General features: G+C 47.3%; 21 protein-coding genes. 11 read left to right on the top strand and 10 right to left on the bottom strand.

The window, feature by feature from the left end:
* Window positions 1-154 precede the first annotated feature (154 nt).
* Complete coding sequence (locus ABD846_RS09525) at window positions 155-1,543, bottom strand: peptide MFS transporter (protein WP_344825815.1); 1,389 nt, start codon at window positions 1,541-1,543, stop codon at window positions 155-157.
* Window positions 1,544-1,655: 112 nt separating this feature from the next.
* On the opposite strand from ABD846_RS09525, the gene purD reads away from it, so the two are divergent.
* From purD to ispE, 3 genes are all read left to right on the top strand, one after another.
* A complete protein-coding gene (purD, locus tag ABD846_RS09520) occupies window positions 1,656-2,936 on the top strand; it encodes a phosphoribosylamine--glycine ligase (protein ID WP_344825812.1) in 1,281 nt (426 codons plus the stop codon).
* Between the two features lie 185 nt (window positions 2,937-3,121).
* Entirely contained in the window at window positions 3,122-3,979 is an 858-nt protein-coding gene (locus ABD846_RS09515) for a helix-turn-helix domain-containing protein (RefSeq protein ID WP_344825809.1), read from the top strand.
* 35 nt (window positions 3,980-4,014) lie between these two features.
* A complete protein-coding gene (ispE, locus tag ABD846_RS09510) occupies window positions 4,015-4,839 on the top strand; it encodes a 4-(cytidine 5'-diphospho)-2-C-methyl-D-erythritol kinase (protein WP_344825806.1) in 825 nt (274 codons plus the stop codon).
* Window positions 4,840-4,898: 59 nt separating this feature from the next.
* Here ispE and ABD846_RS09505 read toward each other — a convergent pair whose 3' ends face one another.
* Complete coding sequence (locus ABD846_RS09505; RefSeq protein ID WP_344825803.1) at window positions 4,899-6,554, bottom strand: DUF6600 domain-containing protein; 1,656 nt, start codon at window positions 6,552-6,554, stop codon at window positions 4,899-4,901.
* Window positions 6,555-7,093: 539 nt separating this feature from the next.
* Between ABD846_RS09505 and ABD846_RS09500 the strand changes: the two genes are divergently transcribed.
* From ABD846_RS09500 to ABD846_RS09480, 5 genes are all read left to right on the top strand, one after another.
* Window positions 7,094-7,342: a hypothetical protein gene (locus ABD846_RS09500; protein ID WP_344825800.1), complete on the top strand. Its 249-nt coding sequence runs from the start codon at window positions 7,094-7,096 to the stop codon at window positions 7,340-7,342.
* 66 nt (window positions 7,343-7,408) lie between these two features.
* On the top strand, window positions 7,409-8,155 hold the full coding sequence (locus ABD846_RS09495; RefSeq protein WP_344825797.1) for a DUF481 domain-containing protein: 747 nt from the start codon (window positions 7,409-7,411) through the stop codon (window positions 8,153-8,155).
* Between the two features lie 27 nt (window positions 8,156-8,182).
* Window positions 8,183-10,333: a methionine--tRNA ligase gene (gene metG / locus ABD846_RS09490; protein ID WP_344825794.1), complete on the top strand. Its 2,151-nt coding sequence runs from the start codon at window positions 8,183-8,185 to the stop codon at window positions 10,331-10,333.
* A gap of 22 nt (window positions 10,334-10,355) precedes the next feature.
* Window positions 10,356-11,669 carry an efflux RND transporter periplasmic adaptor subunit gene (locus tag ABD846_RS09485; RefSeq protein ID WP_344825792.1) on the top strand — a complete coding sequence of 438 codons (1,314 nt, stop codon included), beginning with the start codon at window positions 10,356-10,358 and terminating at the stop codon, window positions 11,667-11,669.
* Window positions 11,670-11,672: 3 nt separating this feature from the next.
* A complete protein-coding gene (locus tag ABD846_RS09480; protein WP_344825788.1) occupies window positions 11,673-12,707 on the top strand; it encodes an NAD(P)H-dependent glycerol-3-phosphate dehydrogenase in 1,035 nt (344 codons plus the stop codon).
* A gap of 91 nt (window positions 12,708-12,798) precedes the next feature.
* Here ABD846_RS09480 and ABD846_RS09475 read toward each other — a convergent pair whose 3' ends face one another.
* The 8 genes from ABD846_RS09475 to ABD846_RS09440 form a co-directional block, all read right to left on the bottom strand.
* Entirely contained in the window at window positions 12,799-12,951 is a 153-nt protein-coding gene (locus tag ABD846_RS09475; RefSeq protein ID WP_344825785.1) for a lmo0937 family membrane protein, read from the bottom strand.
* A 62-nt stretch (window positions 12,952-13,013) separates the two neighbouring features.
* Complete coding sequence (locus ABD846_RS09470; protein ID WP_344825782.1) at window positions 13,014-13,661, bottom strand: porin family protein; 648 nt, start codon at window positions 13,659-13,661, stop codon at window positions 13,014-13,016.
* Window positions 13,662-13,761: 100 nt separating this feature from the next.
* On the bottom strand, window positions 13,762-14,262 hold the full coding sequence (locus ABD846_RS09465) for a TspO/MBR family protein (protein ID WP_344825780.1): 501 nt from the start codon (window positions 14,260-14,262) through the stop codon (window positions 13,762-13,764).
* A gap of 16 nt (window positions 14,263-14,278) precedes the next feature.
* Window positions 14,279-14,728 carry a DUF2383 domain-containing protein gene (locus tag ABD846_RS09460; protein ID WP_344825778.1) on the bottom strand — a complete coding sequence of 150 codons (450 nt, stop codon included), beginning with the start codon at window positions 14,726-14,728 and terminating at the stop codon, window positions 14,279-14,281.
* Between the two features lie 45 nt (window positions 14,729-14,773).
* Window positions 14,774-15,322, bottom strand: a complete 549-nt coding sequence (locus ABD846_RS09455; protein ID WP_344825776.1) for a DUF4142 domain-containing protein — start codon at window positions 15,320-15,322, stop codon at window positions 14,774-14,776.
* A gap of 94 nt (window positions 15,323-15,416) precedes the next feature.
* Window positions 15,417-17,207 carry a sensor histidine kinase gene (locus ABD846_RS09450; protein WP_344825773.1) on the bottom strand — a complete coding sequence of 597 codons (1,791 nt, stop codon included), beginning with the start codon at window positions 17,205-17,207 and terminating at the stop codon, window positions 15,417-15,419.
* A 13-nt stretch (window positions 17,208-17,220) separates the two neighbouring features.
* Window positions 17,221-17,667 carry a response regulator gene (locus tag ABD846_RS09445; RefSeq protein ID WP_344825770.1) on the bottom strand — a complete coding sequence of 149 codons (447 nt, stop codon included), beginning with the start codon at window positions 17,665-17,667 and terminating at the stop codon, window positions 17,221-17,223.
* A gap of 21 nt (window positions 17,668-17,688) precedes the next feature.
* Window positions 17,689-18,246, bottom strand: coding sequence for a helix-turn-helix domain-containing protein (locus tag ABD846_RS09440; RefSeq protein ID WP_344825767.1), 558 nt, complete (start codon window positions 18,244-18,246; stop codon window positions 17,689-17,691).
* A 248-nt stretch (window positions 18,247-18,494) separates the two neighbouring features.
* Between ABD846_RS09440 and ABD846_RS09435 the strand changes: the two genes are divergently transcribed.
* The 3 genes from ABD846_RS09435 to ABD846_RS09425 are packed head-to-tail and all read left to right on the top strand — an operon-like array spanning window position 18,495 to window position 21,639.
* Complete coding sequence (locus ABD846_RS09435) at window positions 18,495-19,130, top strand: TetR/AcrR family transcriptional regulator (protein WP_344825764.1); 636 nt, start codon at window positions 18,495-18,497, stop codon at window positions 19,128-19,130.
* Between the two features lie 38 nt (window positions 19,131-19,168).
* Window positions 19,169-20,506: a TolC family protein gene (locus ABD846_RS09430; protein ID WP_344825761.1), complete on the top strand. Its 1,338-nt coding sequence runs from the start codon at window positions 19,169-19,171 to the stop codon at window positions 20,504-20,506.
* 32 nt (window positions 20,507-20,538) lie between these two features.
* Entirely contained in the window at window positions 20,539-21,639 is a 1,101-nt protein-coding gene (locus ABD846_RS09425; RefSeq protein ID WP_344825758.1) for an efflux RND transporter periplasmic adaptor subunit, read from the top strand.
* The last annotated feature ends 1 nt before the right edge of the window (window position 21,640 follow it).

Here is a 21,640-nt window from a genome sequence, read left to right as displayed (position 1 = left end):
TCCATTTTCCGGAGGATTTCCGGCAGTCAGGCAATTACCCAAAACAGTTTAGCGTTGTGTCTATGTAGTCGACAATCCCCTATTCAAAACAAAACAGGCTGTCTCATATCGTGAGACAGCCTGTTCGTTTATAGCTTAATATGCCGTGAAAGTCTTACTTCACTCCATGCATCATTTTGGAAATCGGTTTCGATAAAGCGACCATGATGAGTCCCAGGACAATTACCGCCGTAGAAATGCTTGTGAAAATTGTCTTAGCACCCAGCTCCTCCACAAATGCTGCCAGGTAGCCACCTACGATATTCGCGATAAATGTCGCCAGCATCCATACCCCCATCATCAGGGACGCATATTTGGGATGCGCCAGTTTGGTCACCACAGACAGTCCTACCGGAGACAGGCAAAGCTCACCGATCGTATGCAGCAGGTAGGTCAGTACGAGCCAGATCAGGCTTGCTTTTACCGTTTCGTCCTGAATATCGCCGCCGCGTTGGGCAATCGCACCCAGCATGAAGAAATAGCCGATACCGAGCAATACCATGCCCAGACCCATTTTCACCGGAGTGCTCAGGCGCTGACCGAGTTTGGAAACCCAGAAAATACTGAATAATGGAGCCAGTACGATGATGAACAACGGATTCACAGACTGGAACCAAGGTGTGGGTATCGTGAAGTTGCCTACCTGGCGGTTGATAAATTTATCGGTATACAGGGAAAGGGAAGAACCAGCCTGTTCGAAACCTGCCCAGAAGAAGATCACAAATGCCGTCAGGATAAAGATCACCGTCATTTGCTGTTTATTCTCTTTCGTCACTGGCTGCGCTGCCAGTGCATGGTGCGCGTCGTTATTACCGCCTGCTACGGTTTTGACAGGAGCTTTACCAATGGTGCCCAGGTACTTCGCTGCGAGTGCATTGAAGATGATCTGTCCGAGCAACATACCGATACCGGAAGCAAGGAAACCCCATTTGTATCCGTAGGAAACAATATTACCTGCTTCATCTTTTACGGAGAATATGTTGTCGGTGAACTGACCGATTACCAGCGGAGCAAGGAACGCTCCGAGGTTGATGCCCATGTAGAAAATAGAGAATGCAGCATCGCGGCGGGGATCTTTTGCCTCATAAAGACGGCCAACCAATGTAGAAATGTTCGGCTTGAAAAAGCCGTTACCGATAATCAACAGTAATAACCCCAGGTACATGCCTGTATGCGTATTGATCGCAAAAAGCGTAAACTGTCCCACCATCATTGTAAGTCCGCCGATAGTGATCGCCAGACGCTGCCCGAGATAGCGGTCTGCCAGCCAGCCCCCGATCAACGGAGTGAAATACACGAAGCCGGTGAAATAACCATAGATCTGAGAGGCCATTGCAGGATCGATCGCCAAACCACCTTCGAAATATTTCTTTGTCAGGTAAAGGATCAGGATACCACGCATACCGTAGTAACTGAAGCGCTCCCACATCTCTGTGAAGAATAAAAGATAAAGCGCCTTAGGGTGTCCCTTCTGCGGGATGGGTGTCGACAAGTCTGCTGCCATATAAACCTATTGATTGTTAATGTTACTGAAAAATCGAGCCAAGATACTTCAAAAAAGCAAATGGCAAAGGGGGAATTTTTTGGTTACTTTGCAGCCAAATTCAAAAACGCAGATGAATATCCTGTTACTGGGTTCCGGCGGCCGCGAATGCGCAATCAGCTGGAAACTGAGCCAAAGTCCGAAATGTAAACAATTGTTCATTGCACCGGGTAACGCCGGTACGCAGCAATATGGCAGCAATATAGCAATCGGTATCAATGATTTCCCTGCGCTTAAGGCTTTTTGCCTCCAGCATAAGATAGATATCCTGTTTCCGGGTTCGGAAGAACCGCTGGTGAATGGTGTATTTGATTTTTTTAAAAATGATCCTGAATTAAAGCATATCATCATTCCCGGTCCCAGCAAAGTAGGGGCGCAACTGGAAGGGAGCAAGGCATTCTCTAAAAAACTGATGGCGCGTCATGGCATCCCGACGGCTGCTTATGCAGAATTCGACGCACAGAACTTTGAGGAGGGCTTGACGTATCTGGAACGGCATTCACTGCCGATTGTATTGAAAGCAGACGGACTTGCCGCAGGTAAAGGGGTGATCATTACTTCCGACAGAGAAGAGGCCAAAACTGTTTTTACAGATATGATCCGCAATGCACAATTCGGTGCTGCCGGTGCTACCGTGGTGGTGGAGCAGTTCCTGCAAGGTGTGGAACTTTCTGTTTTTGCATTCACAGACGGAACCAATTATGTATTGCTGCCGGAGGCAAAAGATTACAAACGGATTGGCGAAGGAGATACCGGACCTAATACGGGAGGCATGGGTGCTATTTCTCCCGTACCTTTTGCAAAAGGGGCGTTTATGGAAAAAGTTGTGAGCCGTATTGTCGAGCCGACAGTAAACGCTTTACGCGAAGAGTCGCTGCAATACCAGGGTTTTATTTTCTTCGGACTTATCAACGTGGCCGGTGATCCCTATGTGATCGAATACAATTGCCGTATGGGCGATCCTGAAACGGAAGTGGTGATGCCGCGCCTGGAGAATGACCTTGTAGAACTCGTATTGCAGATGGGTGAGCAGCGCCTGAACGAGGTACATATCCGTCACCGTGAAGGGGCGGCCGCTACCGTAATGCTGGTAAGCCAGGGGTATCCGGGAGATTATGCAAAAGGTAAGGTCGTTACCGGAACAGAGCAGGTTGCAGACAGCATCTTATTCCACGCGGGAACCATACAGCGGGACGCGGAAGTACTTACTTCCGGAGGCCGGGTTATGGCCATAACGTCCGTTGCTCCGACTTTGAAGGAAGCATTGGCACAAAGCTACCGTAATGCGACACTGGTGCAATTTGAAGGCAAACATTACCGCAATGATATCGGATACGAATTTCCGGATGCGTGATATACAAACGTATAGCATCACAGAATTGTCAGATTTTAAAGCCCACATTTGATATCCCGGTAGTTAAGTCCTTATTTTTCAGAGTTTTTTATACCCGGACGGTTACACATGTATTGTGTAGCCGTTTGTTTTTCAATCCCTTACCTTTTTTCTGAGGCAGCAGGAGCGTATATTTGTACAGCTCAATGATTAACGAATATATAAGCCCCCATTCTCTGAACCCGGCACAACAGCTGCTCGGAAAGGATGTTTTGGTCGTTAACCGCCAGGAAATCCGGTTCAATAAACTGGTTTCGGGCAGCGCTTATACCGTAAATCATCCCGAAGCACAGCTGCCCAACCAGTTTGCGACAATTATGTGTCCTGCAAAAGATGGTGTGCAAGGTGCCATCCGGGTACTCTGCCTGAAGCACGATTTTACTGCGGTTGGCTCCGCTGTTGTATATGCAATCGACTATGCGCCTGCTTTTCTGGATCAATGGGAGGAAAGCGACTGGTCGCTTGAGCGCGCATTAACGGATAATAATACGGGACTGCAGTTCAGTTTCGATCCCGATATTCAGGAAACCGTCAGAAACTTGTTTCATCCAACAGGATCTGTTTCTTTTGAAAAAAAGCTGCAGCAGATGACGGCTGTCACCGGATTGTTGCAGCATGCTTTACGCCAGATCAACGCTGCGAAAATATCGTATGCTGTTCCTGCCTGCAGCTTCCTGAACAATAATACCGAGCAGCGCGACAAGGTTATGATGGCGCGTGAAATACTCGAGCGGGAATTCGATCAGATGCTCTCCATTAAAGAACTTTCGCGTCGTGTGGCGATCAATGAATGCTATCTGAAAAAAGGCTTTAAAGCGATGTTCGGTAAAACGATCAACGAATACCAGCAGCATTTGCGCATCGAAGAAGCAAAGCGGTTACTGCAGAAAGAAGGGCTGAATGTAAGCAGTGTAGCCGGCATCCTGGGATACAGCAGTATATCTCATTTCAGTACCGCCTTCAAAAAAGCGACCAATATGAAGCCCTGTGAGCTCCTTAAATAAATTAAACGCTAGTTTTACGTCTTAATTTATGTTCCGTGCTTCATTTTCCCAATGCTAAAATCAATATTGGATTATTTGTCACCGGCAAGCGCCCCGACGGATATCACAATCTTGAAAGTGTTTTTTACCCGCTTCCTTTCCTTAAAGATGCGCTGGAAGTGCTGCCGCTTGAATCGGGAGTAGATCCTCTGATGGAAATAAAAGGCAAAAATGTTCCCGGAGCGCTATCCGATAATCTGGTGTTGAAAGCATTCCGTTTGCTGCAGCAGGCGTTTCCGGACAGGGTGCAACCCGTGCATATACGTCTCCTGAAGGCGATCCCGATGGGAGCGGGAATGGGTGGCGGTTCCGCGGATGGTACATTTATGCTGCGTCTGCTGAACCGTTTTTTTGAATTGGGTCTTACGGATGATCAGCTGGCTGCTTTTGCGCTGGAACTGGGCAGCGACTGTCCATTCTTTGTGTATAATACACCTCAGTTTGCTTCCGGACGGGGAGAAAAGCTTTCGCCTGTACCTGTCGACCTGAGTGCATACAGCATACAGGTGATCTGTCCTGAGCTGCATATCCCAACGGCGCTCGCTTTTGCAGGTGTCACTCCGGCTCCTGCGCCTTTCAACCTCAGGCAGATTCCCGATCTTCCGGTACCGGAATGGAAATCTGTGATCCGGAATGATTTTGAGAAAAGTGTGTTTGCGGCACATCCGGTACTTGCAGACATCAAATCCGAATTATATGCACAGGGCGCTGTTTATGCTTCTATGAGCGGCAGTGGCAGTTCGTTGTATGGCATATTCCCGAAAGGAGAACATGCGATACTAAATTTCCCGGAAATCAGTGAGTCTTTCTATGCCGCATAATATTGTTCCAACGACAAAGGGAGCCTTCATGGCTCCCTTTGTTATTCTGGTAATAAATATCAGCGTCTGAAACCTCTGGCAGGCTGCGCATTGTTCTGTGGAACAGGTTGCGGAGCCGGACGCTGTTCTATCCGTTGCTGTTGTATCTGCTGCTGCTGTTGCATTCTTTGTTGTTGCATCTGTTGTTGCTGCTGCATTTGCTGCTGCTGCATCTGTTGCTGTTGCATAGCGCGTTGCTGATCCATTTGTTGCTGTTGTTGTTGCATGCGTTGCTGCTGCATCTGTTGCTGCTGCATGGCGCGTTGCTGATCCATTTGCTGCTGCTGTTGTTGTTGCATGCGTTGCTGCTGCATCTGTTGCTGCTGCATGGCGCGTTGCTGATCCATTTGTTGCTGCTGTTGTTGTTGTTGTTGGATTCTTTGCTGTTGCATCTGTTGCTGCTGCATAGCGCGCTGCTGATCCATTTGTTGTTGCTGCTGTTGTTGCATTTGCTGTTGCTGCATGGCGCGCTGTTGATCCATTTGCTGCTGCTGTACCTGTTGTTGTTGTATGGCGCGTTGCTGATCCATTTGTTGTCGCTGCTGTTGTTGCATTTGCTGTTGCCTTACTGCACGCTGCTGATCCATCTGCTGCTGTTGTACCTGTTGTTGCTGTATGGTGCGTCGCTGATCTACCTGCTGCTGTACTCTTTGAGGTGCGTCCTTTACGGGCTGCATCCTCTGCTGATCAGGAGTATTCTGATTATTGTCCAGGTTACGCGGCCGGCCTGAAAGGCGGGAGTTGTTTCCCTGGCGTATTCCGTTTCCCGGGTTGTTTATGCCGGGGTTGCCGTTTTGTGCGCGGTTGTTGTAAATGTGCTGGTCGGTAACATTTTGCAGTACGCGTTGGCGGCCGGCTGCCTGATCCATAGTTCCTCCGAAATTTTCCGGACGGCGGGCGATGTTCCGTTCCACGTTTACTGATTGTCCGGGTGCGGCAACTCTGCTTTGCGTTACATCAGGACGATACATGTTGAGTCTGTTTCCGGAAGTGGCGCGTGGGCTACCTCTGCGTCCGGAGTTCATTACATTGTACATGCTCGGGCGTACGCCTGTTCTGCGGTAATAATCGTCTCCGCCCGGACCTGAATAATACACTGTTGAGCGATCGCGGTATGTCTGATTGATGATCTGCGTACGACGGTAGATATTCCGGCGGAACCCGTAGTCGTTGTTGCAATAGCGGTAGAAAGAGCGGTCGTACATATATCCGGGATTAATGAACATCCACCAGTCGATAGGGATAAGGCCAAGATTTATATTGATATTGATTCCGGGTCCCATTGGCGCCCAACCATAATAATCATTTGCGGAACGCCAGCTCACCCATGCCGGAGCCCATTCATAACCGGGAATCCACAACCATCCGTAGTAACTGTCGTAGGTCCATCGGCCGTAGTGAAACGTAGCCCAGCCCCAATCATAGTTAGATACCCACGTATTGCCATACTGCGTGTATGCCCAATAGCCGTTGGTGTAATATGGTCTGAAGTCAGAACCAACATCCGGCAACCATACATACCCATATTGCGGATCATTCAGCCATTCTCCATACGGTGAAAGGTCATCGTAAAAATCCTGGTAGCTGATGGGCTGGTACGCCTGTGCTTTAGATTGGCTGCTCCAGAAGGAAAGAACAAGAAGCAACGCGGTAGTAATGATTCGTAAGTTTCTCATCGGGTGTGTTTTTATGTCTTAAAGGTAGACTATATCGCTGCTGCGAAGATTATTCAGTTTTTGTTATCACTTTGATAATTCAACATGTTAAGTGCGGTTTTAAAATGACCATTATGTGAATTTTTTTCACAAGGGTATTTGATTTCTGGAAAATTGTATTTATTTTGGAGTAGCTTTTTCGGAGTAGGGGAATTGAAACAGCCCTTATCCACGGGATTTACAAGCGAAAGGTTAGTAAGATATTGTGATAAATGTCATGTTTTAAGTTGCGTTTTCACATTGTTTGCAAATGAATTCTTTCGAAAATTTGTAATTGAAACGAATGAAATAAATCCTTCCGGGTTTACTTCGAAAAACCTAACTGAAACCAATAAACCGATAGTAAAATGAGAAGAATAGGTCTATTTCTATTCTTGGGCTTTTGCGCCTGCAAAAGTTTTCGCCCGGCTCCTCCGCCACACCCCCCGGGCATCTACCAAGGCTACGACAGCGCTTTATATATAAGCGACCGTTTTGGCGAAAAAATGTTTGGAGGATGTGTGAACGTAGCGGGAGAACCCAATACCGGCCTGTCTTTTAATGGTAAGCCGCTTACCGCTATAGGCAAGGAAGAATATTCTTTTGAATATGTGGATTCCGTGGATTACGGTATTGCGAACGACCACGATATCCATGTGATCCGTCGCAAGGGTATATTCAAATTTTCCTACAATCATCTTATTGTCGACTACTCCGTTGGAGAAGTTGGAGCGGTGGAATCTCAATACCGTTTCAACGGTTGGAGATAAATTGTTGTAGCGTTAAAATTCCGCAACTTTCGCGCGCATCCATAGCAATAGGTGTATTTTGCCGCAATGACCCGTATTGTTGTTCTGCCTGTGTTATTGATTATTGCTCTGCTGCATGGCGTTACCGTACATGCTCAGTTCAATGACAGCACCCATTATCTGGTCAATGCCAATCTCTCCGGGAATATCAACCGGACGAGTTCGGGGACCAATTATTTACTGGATAACTCCTTGAAGTTAGGTGTTGACAAACAGCAACTTACGCTGAATAGTAATACACGCTGGCTGTATGGCGCGAACGCCGGAATGCTTATTAACAACGACTTCTCCAGTATTTTCGATTGCAATGTGTATGCCCGTCCGAAGGCGAGATTTAATTATTGGGCACTTGCCAATTTCACGAGCAGCTATTCGCTGAAAATCGATTACCAGTTCCAGGGCGGCAGCGGCATTGCGTGGAAGGCGATCGATAAACCTTATCTGATGATGCGGCTGAGCGACGGTTTTTTATATGAGAACAGTCAGGTGTTGCTGAAAGACGGGCCCACGGAACAATATCAGACTTTACGGAATTCCTTCCGGATTCAATTACGTGCCAACTGGAACACGCGTGTTTCCTTTGAGAGCGTCGCATTCTGGCAACCCTCTGTTATAGACGGAGGAGATTACATTGTGAATGCACAGGCCGGCATTTCGGTCAAAGCAGGTAAGTGGCTGTCTTTTACTTCCCGGCTCAGCTATATGGACGTAAGCCGTACCCAGCGGCAGAACCTTTTGTTTACATATGGTGTTACCGTAGGACGATACTTTTAAAATTGTTGGTGGCGGGAACTCTGCCTGATGCGCGCAAATGTGTATCTTGCAGGCTCAAATAAAAGGATGAATTACAACAGAATTTTAGTGACGGCGGCTTTGCCTTATGCCAACGGTCCGGTGCACATTGGTCACCTTGCCGGGTGCTATCTGCCTGCCGATATATATGTGCGTTACCAGCGATCTCAGAAACGCGATGTGCGTTTTATCTGCGGAAGCGACGAACACGGAGTGCCTATTACTATCCGTGCAATGAAAGAAGGCTGCACACCGCAGCAAGTGGTGGACAAATACAATAAGATTATCCGCGACAGCTTTGAGGGAATGGGTATCTCATTCGATATCTACTCCCGCACCTCCAACGCCGTCCATCATGCCACGGCTCAGGATTTCTTTAAAACTTTGTACGATAAAGGGATTTTTCAGGCCAGGGAGACAGAACAATATTTTGATGAGGAAAAGAAAGTATTCCTGGCAGACCGGTACATTATCGGTACCTGTCCTGTATGTCAGAATCCTAATGCCTATGGCGATCAGTGTGAGAAATGCGGATCGACACTTTCTCCGGAACAACTGATCAATCCCCGCAGTGCGCTGAGCAACGGTGCGCTCGTAAAGAAGCCGACAACACACTGGTATTTTCCGCTGAATGAGTTTGAGCCGTTCCTGAAAGAATGGATCGTAGAGGGGAAAAAGAACGAATGGAAAGCGAATGTTTATGGTCAGTGCAAAAGCTGGATAGATGCCGGGCTGCAGCCGCGTGCGATGACACGGGACAGCAACTGGGGCGTACCTGTACCCGTTCCGGGAGCAGACGGTAAAGTGCTGTATGTGTGGTTTGACGCACCTATCGGCTATATCAGCGCGACCAAGGAACTGACACCTGAATGGGAAACGTATTGGAAGTCGGAGGATACCAAGCTGGTGCATTTCATCGGTAAGGACAATATTGTTTTCCATTGCATCATTTTCCCTTCAATGCTGAAAGCGCATGGAGGATTTGTACTGCCGGAAAATGTACCGGCCAATGAATTCCTGAATATTGAAGGAGAGAAAGTGTCCACTTCGCGTAACTGGGCCGTGTGGGTAGACGAATACCTGAAAGATTTTCCCGAACAACAGGATATTCTGCGGTATGTGCTCTGTGCCAACGCCCCGGAAACAAAAGACAACGATTTTACATGGAAAGACTTCCAGACGCGTAATAACAGCGAACTCGTAGATAAGTTCGGTAATTATGTGAACCGCGTGCTGGTGCTCACACATAAGCTGTGTGGCGGAAAAGTTCCTAAATGGCATGCCGCGATAGCGGACGATGCGGATAAACAACTGGTGGCTGAAATTGCCGCTTCCAAAGCGCGTATTGAACAATCCATCGAATCGTACAAATTCCGGGATGCATTGTCTGAGGTGATCGATCTTGCACGCAAAGGGAATGTATACCTGCAGGATAAAGCTCCCTGGAAAGAGGCTTCTGCTATTGAAAAGGGTGCTTTGTCGGACGATGAGAAGATAGCCGCCCAGCAAAGAATTGATAACTGTCTGCACCTGGCTTTGCAGCTTACCGCCAATCTGGCCATTGTAAGCAATCCTTTTCTTCCTTTCACTGCAAAAAAGATATGTTATCTGCTGAAGGTGGTGGAGCGTATGCTGGACTGGGAGAATGCCGGTAAAATAAACCTGCTGAATGTAGGATATCCGATGCGTGCACCTGAACTGTTGTTCCGTAAGATAGAGGATGCAGAGATTGATGCACAGATCGCGAAGCTGAAAGCAGGTCTTGTGGCCAGTGCACAGGTACAGGCGCAAACCGCAGCTCCTGAGGAGGAAGCTCCCCTGGAGGAACTGAAAGCGGAGATCAGCATTGACGATTTCAGCAAGATAGACCTGCGCACGGGAACGATTGTGCAAGCCGCTGCTGTACCGAAAGCGGACAAATTGCTGCAATTGGAAATTGACCTTGGTTTCGAGAAGCGGACGGTACTTTCCGGAATCGCGATGCATTTTAAACCGGAAGATATCATCGGTCAGCAGGTGGTTGTGGTAGCGAATCTTGCACCCCGCAAAATGCGCGGCATTGAGAGCAAAGGGATGATCCTGATGGCGGAGAACGCAGAAGGTAAACTGGAATTTGTATCGCCCTTAAATGCGGTAAACAACGGCGCGACCGTTAAATAGCAAACTACACAAATCATTGCTGATGAAAAAGAAAAGCAAAAAGTGGCTTTGGATCAGCCTCGCGGTTTTAGCGCTGATCATTCTCATTGTGGTCGGCAAGTCCGGGGGCGACGACGGCACTAAAGTTGCCATCGAAAAAACCGGGCTGAACACGCTTACTGAGACAGTGACCGCCAGCGGAAAAATCTATCCCGAAACGGAGGTCAAAATAAGCCCCGAAGTAAGCGGTGAGATCATCGAACTGAATGTTGAGGAAGGAGACTCCGTTCAGGCCGGTCAGTTGCTGGTAAAAATCAACCCGGCAATATATACCTCGATGGTGCAACAGGCTGAGGCATCTATGGAGCAGACGAAATCCGGTGTGGTAAACTCTCGTGAGATGTCGGGCCAGTCGAAGGCAAACTTCGAGCAGGCACAGGCAAATTATAACAGGAATAAGAAGCTGTATGCAGACAAGGTGATCAGCGCAATGGAATATGAGCAGGCGGAAGCATCTTATAAGTCAGCTAGAGCCAGCTACGATGCTGCAATGGCAACGATTGCATCCGGAAGCTATGGCGTGCAGGCCTCTGCCGCTAATCTCAAACAGGCGCGCGAAAACCTTCTGAAAACAACGATTGTAGCGCCGCGCGCGGGCATCATTTCCTCGCTCACCGTAAAGAAAGGGGAGCGCGTGCTGGGTACCTCGCAGATGCAGGGTACGCAATTACTCACTATAGCCGATATGAGCCGGATCGAGGTGCGTGTGGACGTCAGTGAAACAGATATCGCAAAAGTGAAAATCGGAGACACCACGATCATCAACGCGGACGCTTACCGCAGCCGCAAGTTCACCGGTGTGGTATCTAAAGTAAGTGTTTCAAGCGCCACTTCCGCGACCGGAACCACCTCCGATCAGGTAACAAATTATACGGTTCATATCCTGATCCTGCCGTCGTCTTATGCGGATGTGGTGGTGAATGGCAAATACCGTTATCCGTTCAAACCGGGCATGTCTGCCTCTGTGGAAATACAAACCCGCAAAGAACACAACGTACTGTCCGTTCCGGTGAATGCCGTAACAACCCGTGATTGGGCGGACTCCCTGAAGAATACTTATAAAGACTCCATACGTCAGGTTGTGTTTGTTTACAACCGTACCGATAATAAAGTATCGTTGCGCGATGTGCAGACCGGCATCCAGGATAACCGGTTTATCCAGATCCTTACCGGACTGAAACAAAATGAAGAAGTGGTGGTAGCACCGTACGGAGCGATCGCACGCATCCTGAAAGACAAATCCAAAGTTCAGGTAGTCGAAAAAGACAAATTGTTTGAAACTAAAGAAGATCAGTAAGCTTTGAGTCAATCAATAGTTACAGATACGAAAAGGAATATCGGCATTATCGGCAATGGCAGCTGGGGCACCGCACTCGCTAAAATTCTCACCGATAACGGAAACGCCGTGCACTGGTGGCTGCGCAATGAGGAATCAGTACGCTATTTAAACGAACACCAGCAAAATCAGCATTACCTGAAATCGGTCAAGTTCCGAAAAGGTTCTGTATTGCCCACGTCTTCTCTGGAAGCGTTTTTCGCATCCTGCGATTATATCATTTTTTGCGTACCTGCCGCCTATGCGCAGAGTGTGCTGGACCGTATCACGGCAGACATGCTGAAAGGGAAGCAACTCATTTCGGCCATTAAAGGAATTTTACCATCCAGTAATCTGCTGCTTAACGATTACCTGCACCGTGAACTGGGATTTCCCCTGCAGGATTACATCTCTATTACAGGGCCGTGTCATGCCGAAGAGGTAGCAGCGGAGCGCCTTTCGTATCTGACGTTTTCGTGTATCGACGAAAGCAGAGCTGCGCTGGTAGCATCTTTCTTTACAAATACATATCTGCGTACCACCTTTAACCATGATATATGGGGCGCGCAGCTGGCGGCAGTTTTGAAAAATATCTATGCACTGGGTGCCGGTATCGCACATGGACTTGATTACGGTGATAATTTCCTGAGTGTATATATCACCAACTGCTACCGCGAGATGCATCGTTTCCTGCTCGTCCATTTCGATCTTGTTCATCCTTCGGAAGACCGGCCGGATATGCACACCAGCGCTTATCTCGGTGATCTGCTGGTAACGGCCTATTCGCTGCACAGCCGTAACCGCGCATTCGGAATGATGATCGGTAAAGGGTATTCCGTTGCTGCCGCATCGCTGGAAATGAGCATGGTTGCCGAAGGCTATTATGCTTCCAAATGCATGCAGTCCGTTGCTGATACTTTGGGACTTGACATACCCATAGCCACCTACATTTACCGCATATTGTGGAAAGGGGAAGAACCGGCGGCTGTATTCCGTAATATCGAGGAACTGCTTTCGTAAAATCCGAATAAATAAAAATAATAAAAAGACTCCGGTGTAAGCCGGAGTCTTTTGCGCATTAAAGCGCGGGCTTGAAACAAAAACAAAATCGTCAGGCCCTGCTGCCACCTATCACGCGTAGTAACACGGAAATAATGGCGAGCACAAGTAAAATATGAATGATATTTCCCGCACTGTAGGCGAAGAAGCCAATGGCCCAGCAGATCACCAGGATTACAGCTATCAGATAAAGCAGACTGTTCATAAAATTTAGGTTTAGATGTGAATAAATGAATGTTTGTTTTTGTTTAAACCGTTTAATCCCGATTAATTCAGGGCTAAAGCGAGATAAATATTGAATACACTATTGCGTGCATTAGGGACCGTATAGGTTACACCATTGAATTGCTGAGATCTTCCGATGTCGGTCATCCCGTAGTAGTAACGTGCTCCGACGCTCAGTTTGGCAATATCGATTGCCGCACCTAAAGCCAGTCCGCCTTCCATGCGGTTGTAATTATTTACGTCGATATTTTTCTGGAAGTCGAAAAGCGAAACATTGGATGTGCCTTTCGCGCTTCCGTCCAGCAGGTAGGAAACATAAGGCCCGGCATGTACGTTGATATTTCTGAAGACATTAATGCCCAGCAGGATCGGTACTTCCAGATAATTGAGACGGAAACGTCCTGTACCGGAGATCACACTGTTGTTGTAAGTGAGTTCGGCACCTTTTGTGGTATAATAGAGTTCAGGCATCAGTGACAGATGTTTGGTCAGCGGAGCCTTCATGAAAATACCTACGTTGAATCCGCTCATCATATTTTTGTCTGTAACATCGTCGGTGTAAAAGTTAGACGCGTTCAATCCAGCTTTAATACCCACACGTGGCAGGATACGATTGGATGTGGTCTGAGCCTTAACGGCGGCCGGTGTCAGTAACAGTATCGCGGCGATTGTTTTGAGTGTAGCTTTCATTGTTCATCTTTTAATGGTTAACAATCATTTTTACGATACAAAAATCGTCCGGCATCTCAACGAAACTATTACACGATTAAACGCCCGTTATTACACGATTTTAAGGAGTGTTTAAACGGAATATAGTATAGTTAAGTATCGCTGCAAAGCTTACCCAGCTTATGTATGGGACCATCAGCCACGCGGCTTTCCTGCAGAGCGGAGCACTTGCAAAAATAGTTGCTACGATTGCGATCCACAGAAAGCATATCTCAACAAATGCCCATCCGGCCTGATGGAATCTGAAAAAGATCACTGACCACCAGAAGTTCAGAAACAGTTGCAGGGCAAACAAACCGGCAGCTTTCTGGCGTTGTGGTGTTTTAGGTTGTATCCATATACGCCACAGGGAAATGGCCATCAGCAGATACAGGACGATCCAGACCGGACCAAAAACGTAAGAAGGCGGATTCCACGATGGTTTCGCCAGCTGACGGAACCAGTCATTCGGTTCCGGGCCTCCGATCAAAGCGCTGACCGCGCCCGTTGCTTCGCAAAGCACAATGCTTATCAGCAACTTGATGAAATTGGAGGATTGACTATTGTTGTTACCGGATTCCATATACAACTGATTTAATTTAGAATTGAAGGGACAGCAAATCCTGATGATCTTTTTTCAAAAACATGTACTGCTTGTAGATCATTTTGTGCTGTTCGATGGTGAGGTGATCCACTGAATCGGACAGCACCTGATTGTATCGTTCCAATACCACATTTTCGCTGGTGAGACAAATAGCCAGCAACGGCCTTTTTCCGATGTCATTTGTTTGCTGCTGGAGATTGATCCTGCTGAGCGGAAGCGATTCCGACGAATCTTCTACTTTGCCTGCCGTGAGTGGCAAACCCATCTGCGCCAGCAATGCTCCGAGGGTTTTTATCGCGTCCTGGCTGTGCTCGGCATATCGCTGAAACATTTTTTTCATCAACTGGTCGGAAGTTTTACCGGCTAATTTCAGGTAGCCTTTCAGCCTGTCTTTATTGACGTCAATCAGTGTGCCGATTGCAGCCGCAGATTTCTTAATATTCATAGCAGATAGTTTTTAGGTTAGTATAGCACAGGGTCGAATGCCGGATCAGGAAGCCGGCGTTTCGTGTGTTTTTAAAACAGATAATGCCTTATTGGCCCATTCGCGGATATCTGCATCGTTAGAGGAGGCAGCAGTGGATTGCAGCATATCCAGCAACTGAGTGTGGTCTGAAGTTGTAATACTGGAATATTCCGTATCGAATTGCGTTCCTTTAAGCTGTTGCATTTTTGTAACGAAAGCAGTGCCATCATTGCCCGGTAATTCCGGCAGGACAATTGCTTTCGCCTGCGCGAGGGCGCTGAGCTCGTTATACATTGCCTGACTTTTTTGTTTCAGGTCAGCGGCAGATTTGCGAACCGCGCTGCTGGAACTATTCGTCTGGGCGATATCCCCTAAGCGTACTTCCTGTATCAGCAGGTCGGCAATACGGGTGAGTTGTTCATAATTTTCAGCAGCGGCCTGTTCCTGCACTTTGTTGTCGCTAACGGCCTCGGCAGATGCCTTGTCGTCTACGGTACGCGGATTATTCGTGCATGATGCAAATACAATTACGCTTGCGCTGATGATCGATAACAGTGAATTTCTGGTTTTCATACATTGTGTTTTTTGTGAGTCAATAAACACAAAGGTCCAGTTGCAGGCCAGCAGCGGATTTACAAGGTATCAGGTATTGTTTACACGATTTCCATTACGCGGACGCCTCGGGAAGAATAATGTGAAATTTAGAGCCCTGATTGGTAAAGCCTTCCGCATAAATGAAACCGGAATGGATCTCTGCGATTTTTTTGCAGATCGATAGTCCGATGCCTGTGCCCGGGTATTCATTTTTTTGATGCAGGCGTTTGAACAGAACGAATATGTTTTCGGCAAACTGTTGTTCAAAGCCCAGTCCGTTATCGATTACGCTGATGCAGGTGTATTTAAGGCGCGGGTTGCGACGGAACTGAGGGCATTCCTCATCGGTAAGTGCGCGTTTCCTGATTTCTATCTTCGGCGAAACGCCTTCGCGTGCATATTTCAGCGAGTTGCCGATCAGGTTCAGGAATAATTGTTTTATCTGGTAGGGTATGACGCTAAGTTCCGGTAATTGGTCACAGTCAATAACTGCTTTCTTTTCCTCTATGAGCGCAGACAGATCCTGGCGGGCCTGAGCCAGCAGCTCGTTGAGGTCTGCCGGTTCAAATACCTTCTCCGCTTTGTTGGTGCGGGAAAACATCAGCAGGTCACTGATCAGCACCTGCATTCTGTTTGCAGAAGACCGGATGCGTTCAAAATATTCGGAGGCAGATTCGCTCAGATTGTGTTTTTCTTTTTCCTGTATACGTGATATATAAGTCTGGATAATGCGCAGTGGCTCCTGAAGGTCGTGGCTGGCAACGTAGTTAAACGACGCCAGTTCTTTATTCGTCTGCTCCAGTTCCAGGTTGCGTTCCTGAAGCGACAGGTTCTTTTTATATTCTTCTGTGATGTCGGATGTAATGCCCAGGTAAATGGCGCTTCCGTTAAGTGTGTGGACGGTTTTACCTACCGAACTGAAATAGCGCAGATCCCCGTCGCTGCGATAGATGCGGTAGAGCAGGGGAGCAGAATTCCTGGAGCCCGGAGTCTGATTGTATGCGATAACGGCAGCGCGATCGTCCGGATGTACTTTTTCAATGATATCCCTGAACGGAATTTGTTTCCTGTCTACTCCTGTTTCGAGCAAGGCAGCATAATTATCCGAGTATTCAATTTCATGGTTTTTACTGTTCCAGCGCCAGGTGCTGAAGGCGCCGATGTGCTCCGCATGGTTGATCTGTTCTGCGCTGAGCTGCAACGCCTCATTGGAGTTTCGCAAAACAGTCACCTGGCTGTTGAGCCTGAGGTAGGCAAATATGAATACCATTACCGAAAAGATCAGCAGTAGAAACGTAAACAGCGGCGTAAACGACATCTCATTTTTAAACTGTTCCTTACGGTCGGAGAGGAATTGCTGCTCCAGGCTCATCATGTTGTCCACACGCATGCGTATCTTGTTCATCACCTCCTGTTCTTTCATCAGGTTGCGGTGCAGCAGCTCATCATTCATGGAGATTTTGCCGCTGGCATTCAGCAGCAGGTTCATGTAGGCAAACCGTTCGGTGATCAGGTTATAGAGCGTATCCAGATTTGCTTCCTGCAGCGGTTTTCCTTTTGCAAGAATAGAAAGGCTGTACATCGATTTATTCACCTTGTCGCGCGCATTCAGATAAGGCGCCAGCATGCTTGAGTCATGCGACAGCAGGTAGCCGCGCTGTCCGGTTTCCGCATCTTTGATGAACGAAATTACCTGTTCCAGCTCATTCCTGACATTGTACGAATGCTGCAACGCATCCGAAGACGCCGTCAGCGAAGTGGCGTGCTTATACGAGACGATCGATATGAAAATCAGGATGAAGACAGAAGATGCAAAGATTCCTTTAAGTAAAAACGACATGTTCAGTATTCCCGTCCCTTTCATGTGAATAAATTTATCAGAGGCTCAGTAAAAAATTGCTCCGGTCCAGACCGGATGTATGGTACTGCCAGTTGACCGTAATGATCTCTGTCAGTATCTTCTTGAGCGTGCCGAAATCGTTGGGCTTTTTGATATACACATTTGCTCCGTTAACGAAAGTCTGCTCAATATCCTGTTCGGACGCAGACGTGGAATAAATTGCGATCGCTATATCGTTGAACTTATCATTTTCTTTGATCTCCTTCAGACATTCCATTCCCGTTTTGCGCGGCATATTCAGGTCAAGAAAGAGGATATGCGGCAATTTCGCATCCGGACGGTTCAATTCCTTCATCAGTTCCATACCGTCTTTCACGATCTGAACATTGGTCTTGATTTTTATTTCTTCAAATGCTTCTTTGAAAAACAGGCGATCATCTACATCATCATCTGCGAGCAATACGTGAATGGCTTCTTTTTGCATACGGTATTTTTAATGGGGCCTCTATTTGCCGGCTGCTTCGCGCCGTTTGTTGATTATGCGCTGGAACGCACTGGGTGTCAGACCTGTTGCGTTTTTAAATTGTGTGCTGAAATGCGCGACACTGCTATAGTTCAGCTTCCAGGCAATTTCGGTAAAAGTATATTCGTTGGTAATGATCAGCTGCTTTGCGCGTTCGATTTTCTGCAGAATAATAAAGTTCTCAATTGATGTAAAAGTGGCGTCGGAAAACAGATTGGAAATATAACCGTAACTGTAACCGAGCTTTTCGGACAAATAGTAAGAGATTTTTGAGCTCGGCAATGCGTCTTCGTTGAACACCATTTCAATAATCGCGTCCTTGATCTTCTGGATAATAATGCTCTTCTGCGATTCAACAATTTCAATGCCGTAATGTCCCAGCGCTTCGCCAATGGATTTCATGCGTTCACCCGTCAGCGGTTCTTCAATATCCACTTCTCCGAAAGCGGTGATGCTGTGCGCAACACCCAGTTTTTCCAGCTGTTCCTGGAGTAGCATTTTGCAGGCTTTATTGATGTCGTATTTGACGAATAATTTCATTAGCGTTTTGTTTCAGGCAGTCTGATCGAAGATAACTTAAAACAGTGAGCCATTCCAAGCAGAACAGCCACACCAAATTGTGTTTCGGCAAAAATGAACGATAACGATCGAATAGTCTTACACGAAAACCACAATTTGTTACATTTTAAACACACAGGCCCGGTTATTGTTAAGGTTCTGTAAAAGTGAAACATTTACTATGATGGAAACGTTTTTTGTAATTTTTGTTTCCATAGTTTTGCGCCGTGATGTTAGAGGACTATTTACAGGCAACAGATGTGCGCAGTAAAATTTTACTGAGCACCGTGGAATTGTTCAAGCGGTTTGGTTTTAAGTCGGTAACCATGGACGATATCGCGCGTCATGCGGGTATTTCAAAAAAGACTTTGTATCAATATTTCGATAATAAGAATAAGGTGATTACTGCCGCGTTGGACTGGTATAAGGATACACTCTGTTCTCATTGCGACAGACTGATGGCAGACGCTTCCGACGCTGTGGAAGGGTTTGTACGGGTGAAGGCAAATTTCGATAATGTATTTAAGGAGGTGAATCCATTAAGTATTTACGAATTGCAGCGCTTTTATCCGGAAGGCTACCGTCAGTTCCGGTCCAATATGGAACGTGATGTGGAGTCGATACGCAGAAATCTTGAACAGGGAGTCGCAGAAGGAAATTACCGGGATGATTTTGATCCGGAAATCCTTTCCCGGTTTCATATTGAATCGTCCCTGATGATCGTGATGCCGAATATGCTGATGAAAGATAAATTCGATATGTACAGGGTTAACCACGAAATCACCGAACATTTTATGCGCGGCATTCTGACAGCCAAAGGTGAAAAGTTATACCGCAAGTACAAGGAACAGTATTACAAACATTAATCTCCACCCATACTAACACTACTTACAATATACAATATATGAGACGAATTTTTCCCGGTCTTTTTCTTATTTCGCTTTTTTGTGCTGCGGATTCGGTTGCTCAGGAAACTGTAGCGCTTACGCTGGATCAGGCTGTAGATTATGCCATTAAAAATTCTGCAGCGGCACGTAATGCCCGTATCGATGTGGAGATCCAGCAGGCAAAGAACCGTGAAGTGACCGGAAGGACGCTTCCGCAGATCAACGCACAGGGTAAATATCAGAACTACCTCGACCCGATGAAAACCGTATTGCCGGGTGATTTCGTGGGTGCTCCAGGTACATCCGTGATCATTCCGTTTTCGGTAAAGCACAATGCCAATCTGGGTGTTACCGGTTCGCAGCTGTTGTTCAACGGTTCCCTGTTTGTGGCTCTGCAGGCACGTGATGCATTGATGGAAATGGCGCGTAACAATGCCGTGATGAAAGAAGAAGACGTGCGCGTGCAGGTGATCAAAGCCTATCGTGCACTGGTAATCGCCCAACGGCAGTTTGAAGTGCTGAAAAGCAGTATTGCTGTTGTGCGTAAGGGGAACGCCGATCTGCAGGCGACATATCAGGCCGGTCTTGTGGAAAAACTGGAAGTAGACCGTAATTCCGTTCAGCTGAATAATCTTGAGAGCGACAGCATCAACACCGCAAATGGTATTGAAGTAGCGAGTCAGCTGCTGAAATATAATATGGGCATGGAGGTAAATACACCGATCGTATTGGTGGATTCGAACCTCGACGGACCTGTTGCGGATGCAGACAAGCTGTTGCTCCGGGATCTTCCTTATGAAAACCGTACGCAGTTCAATGTGCTTAAATCTGCTTTACGCCTGCAGGAATATGATCTCAAACGTTATCGGTTTGAAGGCCTTCCCACATTGACGCTTACGGGTAACGCAGGTTATAACTACTCTGCTGCACAGTTTGACGCGTTGGTGAGGGCCAGATACCTTACTTCCTCTTTTTACCTGTTCCAGCTGGATATCCCGATCTTCGACGGTTGGCAACGCAGGAGCCGCGTGAAGCAGGCGAAACTCAACGTGGAGAAAGCGGCCAATGATCTGGAAAATGCACGTATCGGTATCGATTTTCAGACGAAATCTGCCAAGATCGCGCTTACCGCAGCTTTGCAGACGCTGGAGAGCCGCAGGAGAAATGAGCAGCTAGCACGTTCGGTATACGACCTTACCAATAAAAAATATGCTGCCGGTGTAGGATCCAACCAGGATGTGATTCTCGCTCAGGGCGACTGGCTGAATGCCCAGAATAATTACTTCATCGCTTTGAAGAGCCTGCTGGATGCAGAAACCGATCTTCAGAAATCATTAGGACTTCTCAGTAAATAATCAACCCGCAATAAAACGAAAATATACTTCAGATGAAATCACTTTCCTCAATTGTAGCAGCAACCTTACTTCTGGCTTCCTGCGGCGGCGGATCCGGCGACGAAAAGGCAGCGGATCAGTTAGCCAAACTGAAAAAGCAGCGCCTGGAACTGGATGCAAAAATCAAAAAGCTGGAAACGGAAACTGCTTCCAAAAATCCGCAAAAGGCAAGTCCGGTAAGTGTTACGGAATTACAGTCGACACATTTCCGTTCTTATATAGAAGTACAATCGCAGATCGTTGGCGATGAAAACGTACTCGCTACGCCCCAGGCCGCCGGTGTGATCACGCACATCAATGTAAAAAGCGGTCAGAAGGTAAGCAAAGGTCAGGTGCTTGCAACCATGGATGCTGCGGCCATTGAGCAGCAGATTAAAGGCGTGGATGTAAAACTTACCCTGAGTAAATCGCTGTACGAAAAGCAAAAAGGTCTGTGGGATCAGCAGATCGGATCCGAGGTTCAGTTGCTTCAGGCAAAAGCAACCTATGACGGTGCGATAAAGGAGAAAGAAGCTTTGCTCGCGCAGCGCAATATGTACCGCATCGTAGCTCCGATCTCCGGAACTGTAGACGACTTCACACTCAAAGTGGGGGATATGGCCAGCCCCGGACAGGTGGGTATACGCGTGGTAAGCTTTGATAAACTGCGCGCTGAGGCCAATCTGGGTGAAAACTATATTGGCAAAGTAAAAGCCGGAGACAAAGTGATCCTGGTATTCCCGGATATCCAGGATTCCATTACCACGAAACTGGGTTACGTGGCGCGTCAGGTTGATCCTATTTCCCGCGCATTCACCGTGCAGGTACACCTCAGCGGTCAGTCAAAAGTATATCCGAACATGTCCTGCCGTATGAAGATATCCAATTACGAAAACGATAACGCGCTTGTGGTTCCGGTGCAGGTCATCCAGCATACGGCCGAGGGAGATATGGTGTATGTGGCAGATGGCAACAAGGCAAAAGCTGTTATCGTGACCGTCGGTCGTAACAGTAACGGCATGGTGGAGATCCTTAAGGGATTGAAAGCCGGAGACCGTGTGATCACCGAAGGATTTGAAGATGTGGACAACGGAGAATCCATTGTTGTAGAATAAG

It is taken from the genome of Rurimicrobium arvi, assembly GCF_039540495.1.
Classification (GTDB): domain Bacteria; phylum Bacteroidota; class Bacteroidia; order Chitinophagales; family Chitinophagaceae; genus Rurimicrobium; species Rurimicrobium arvi.
The sequence above is the reverse complement of the archived record's forward strand: the minus strand, read 5'-3'. Positions and strand labels throughout refer to the sequence as shown.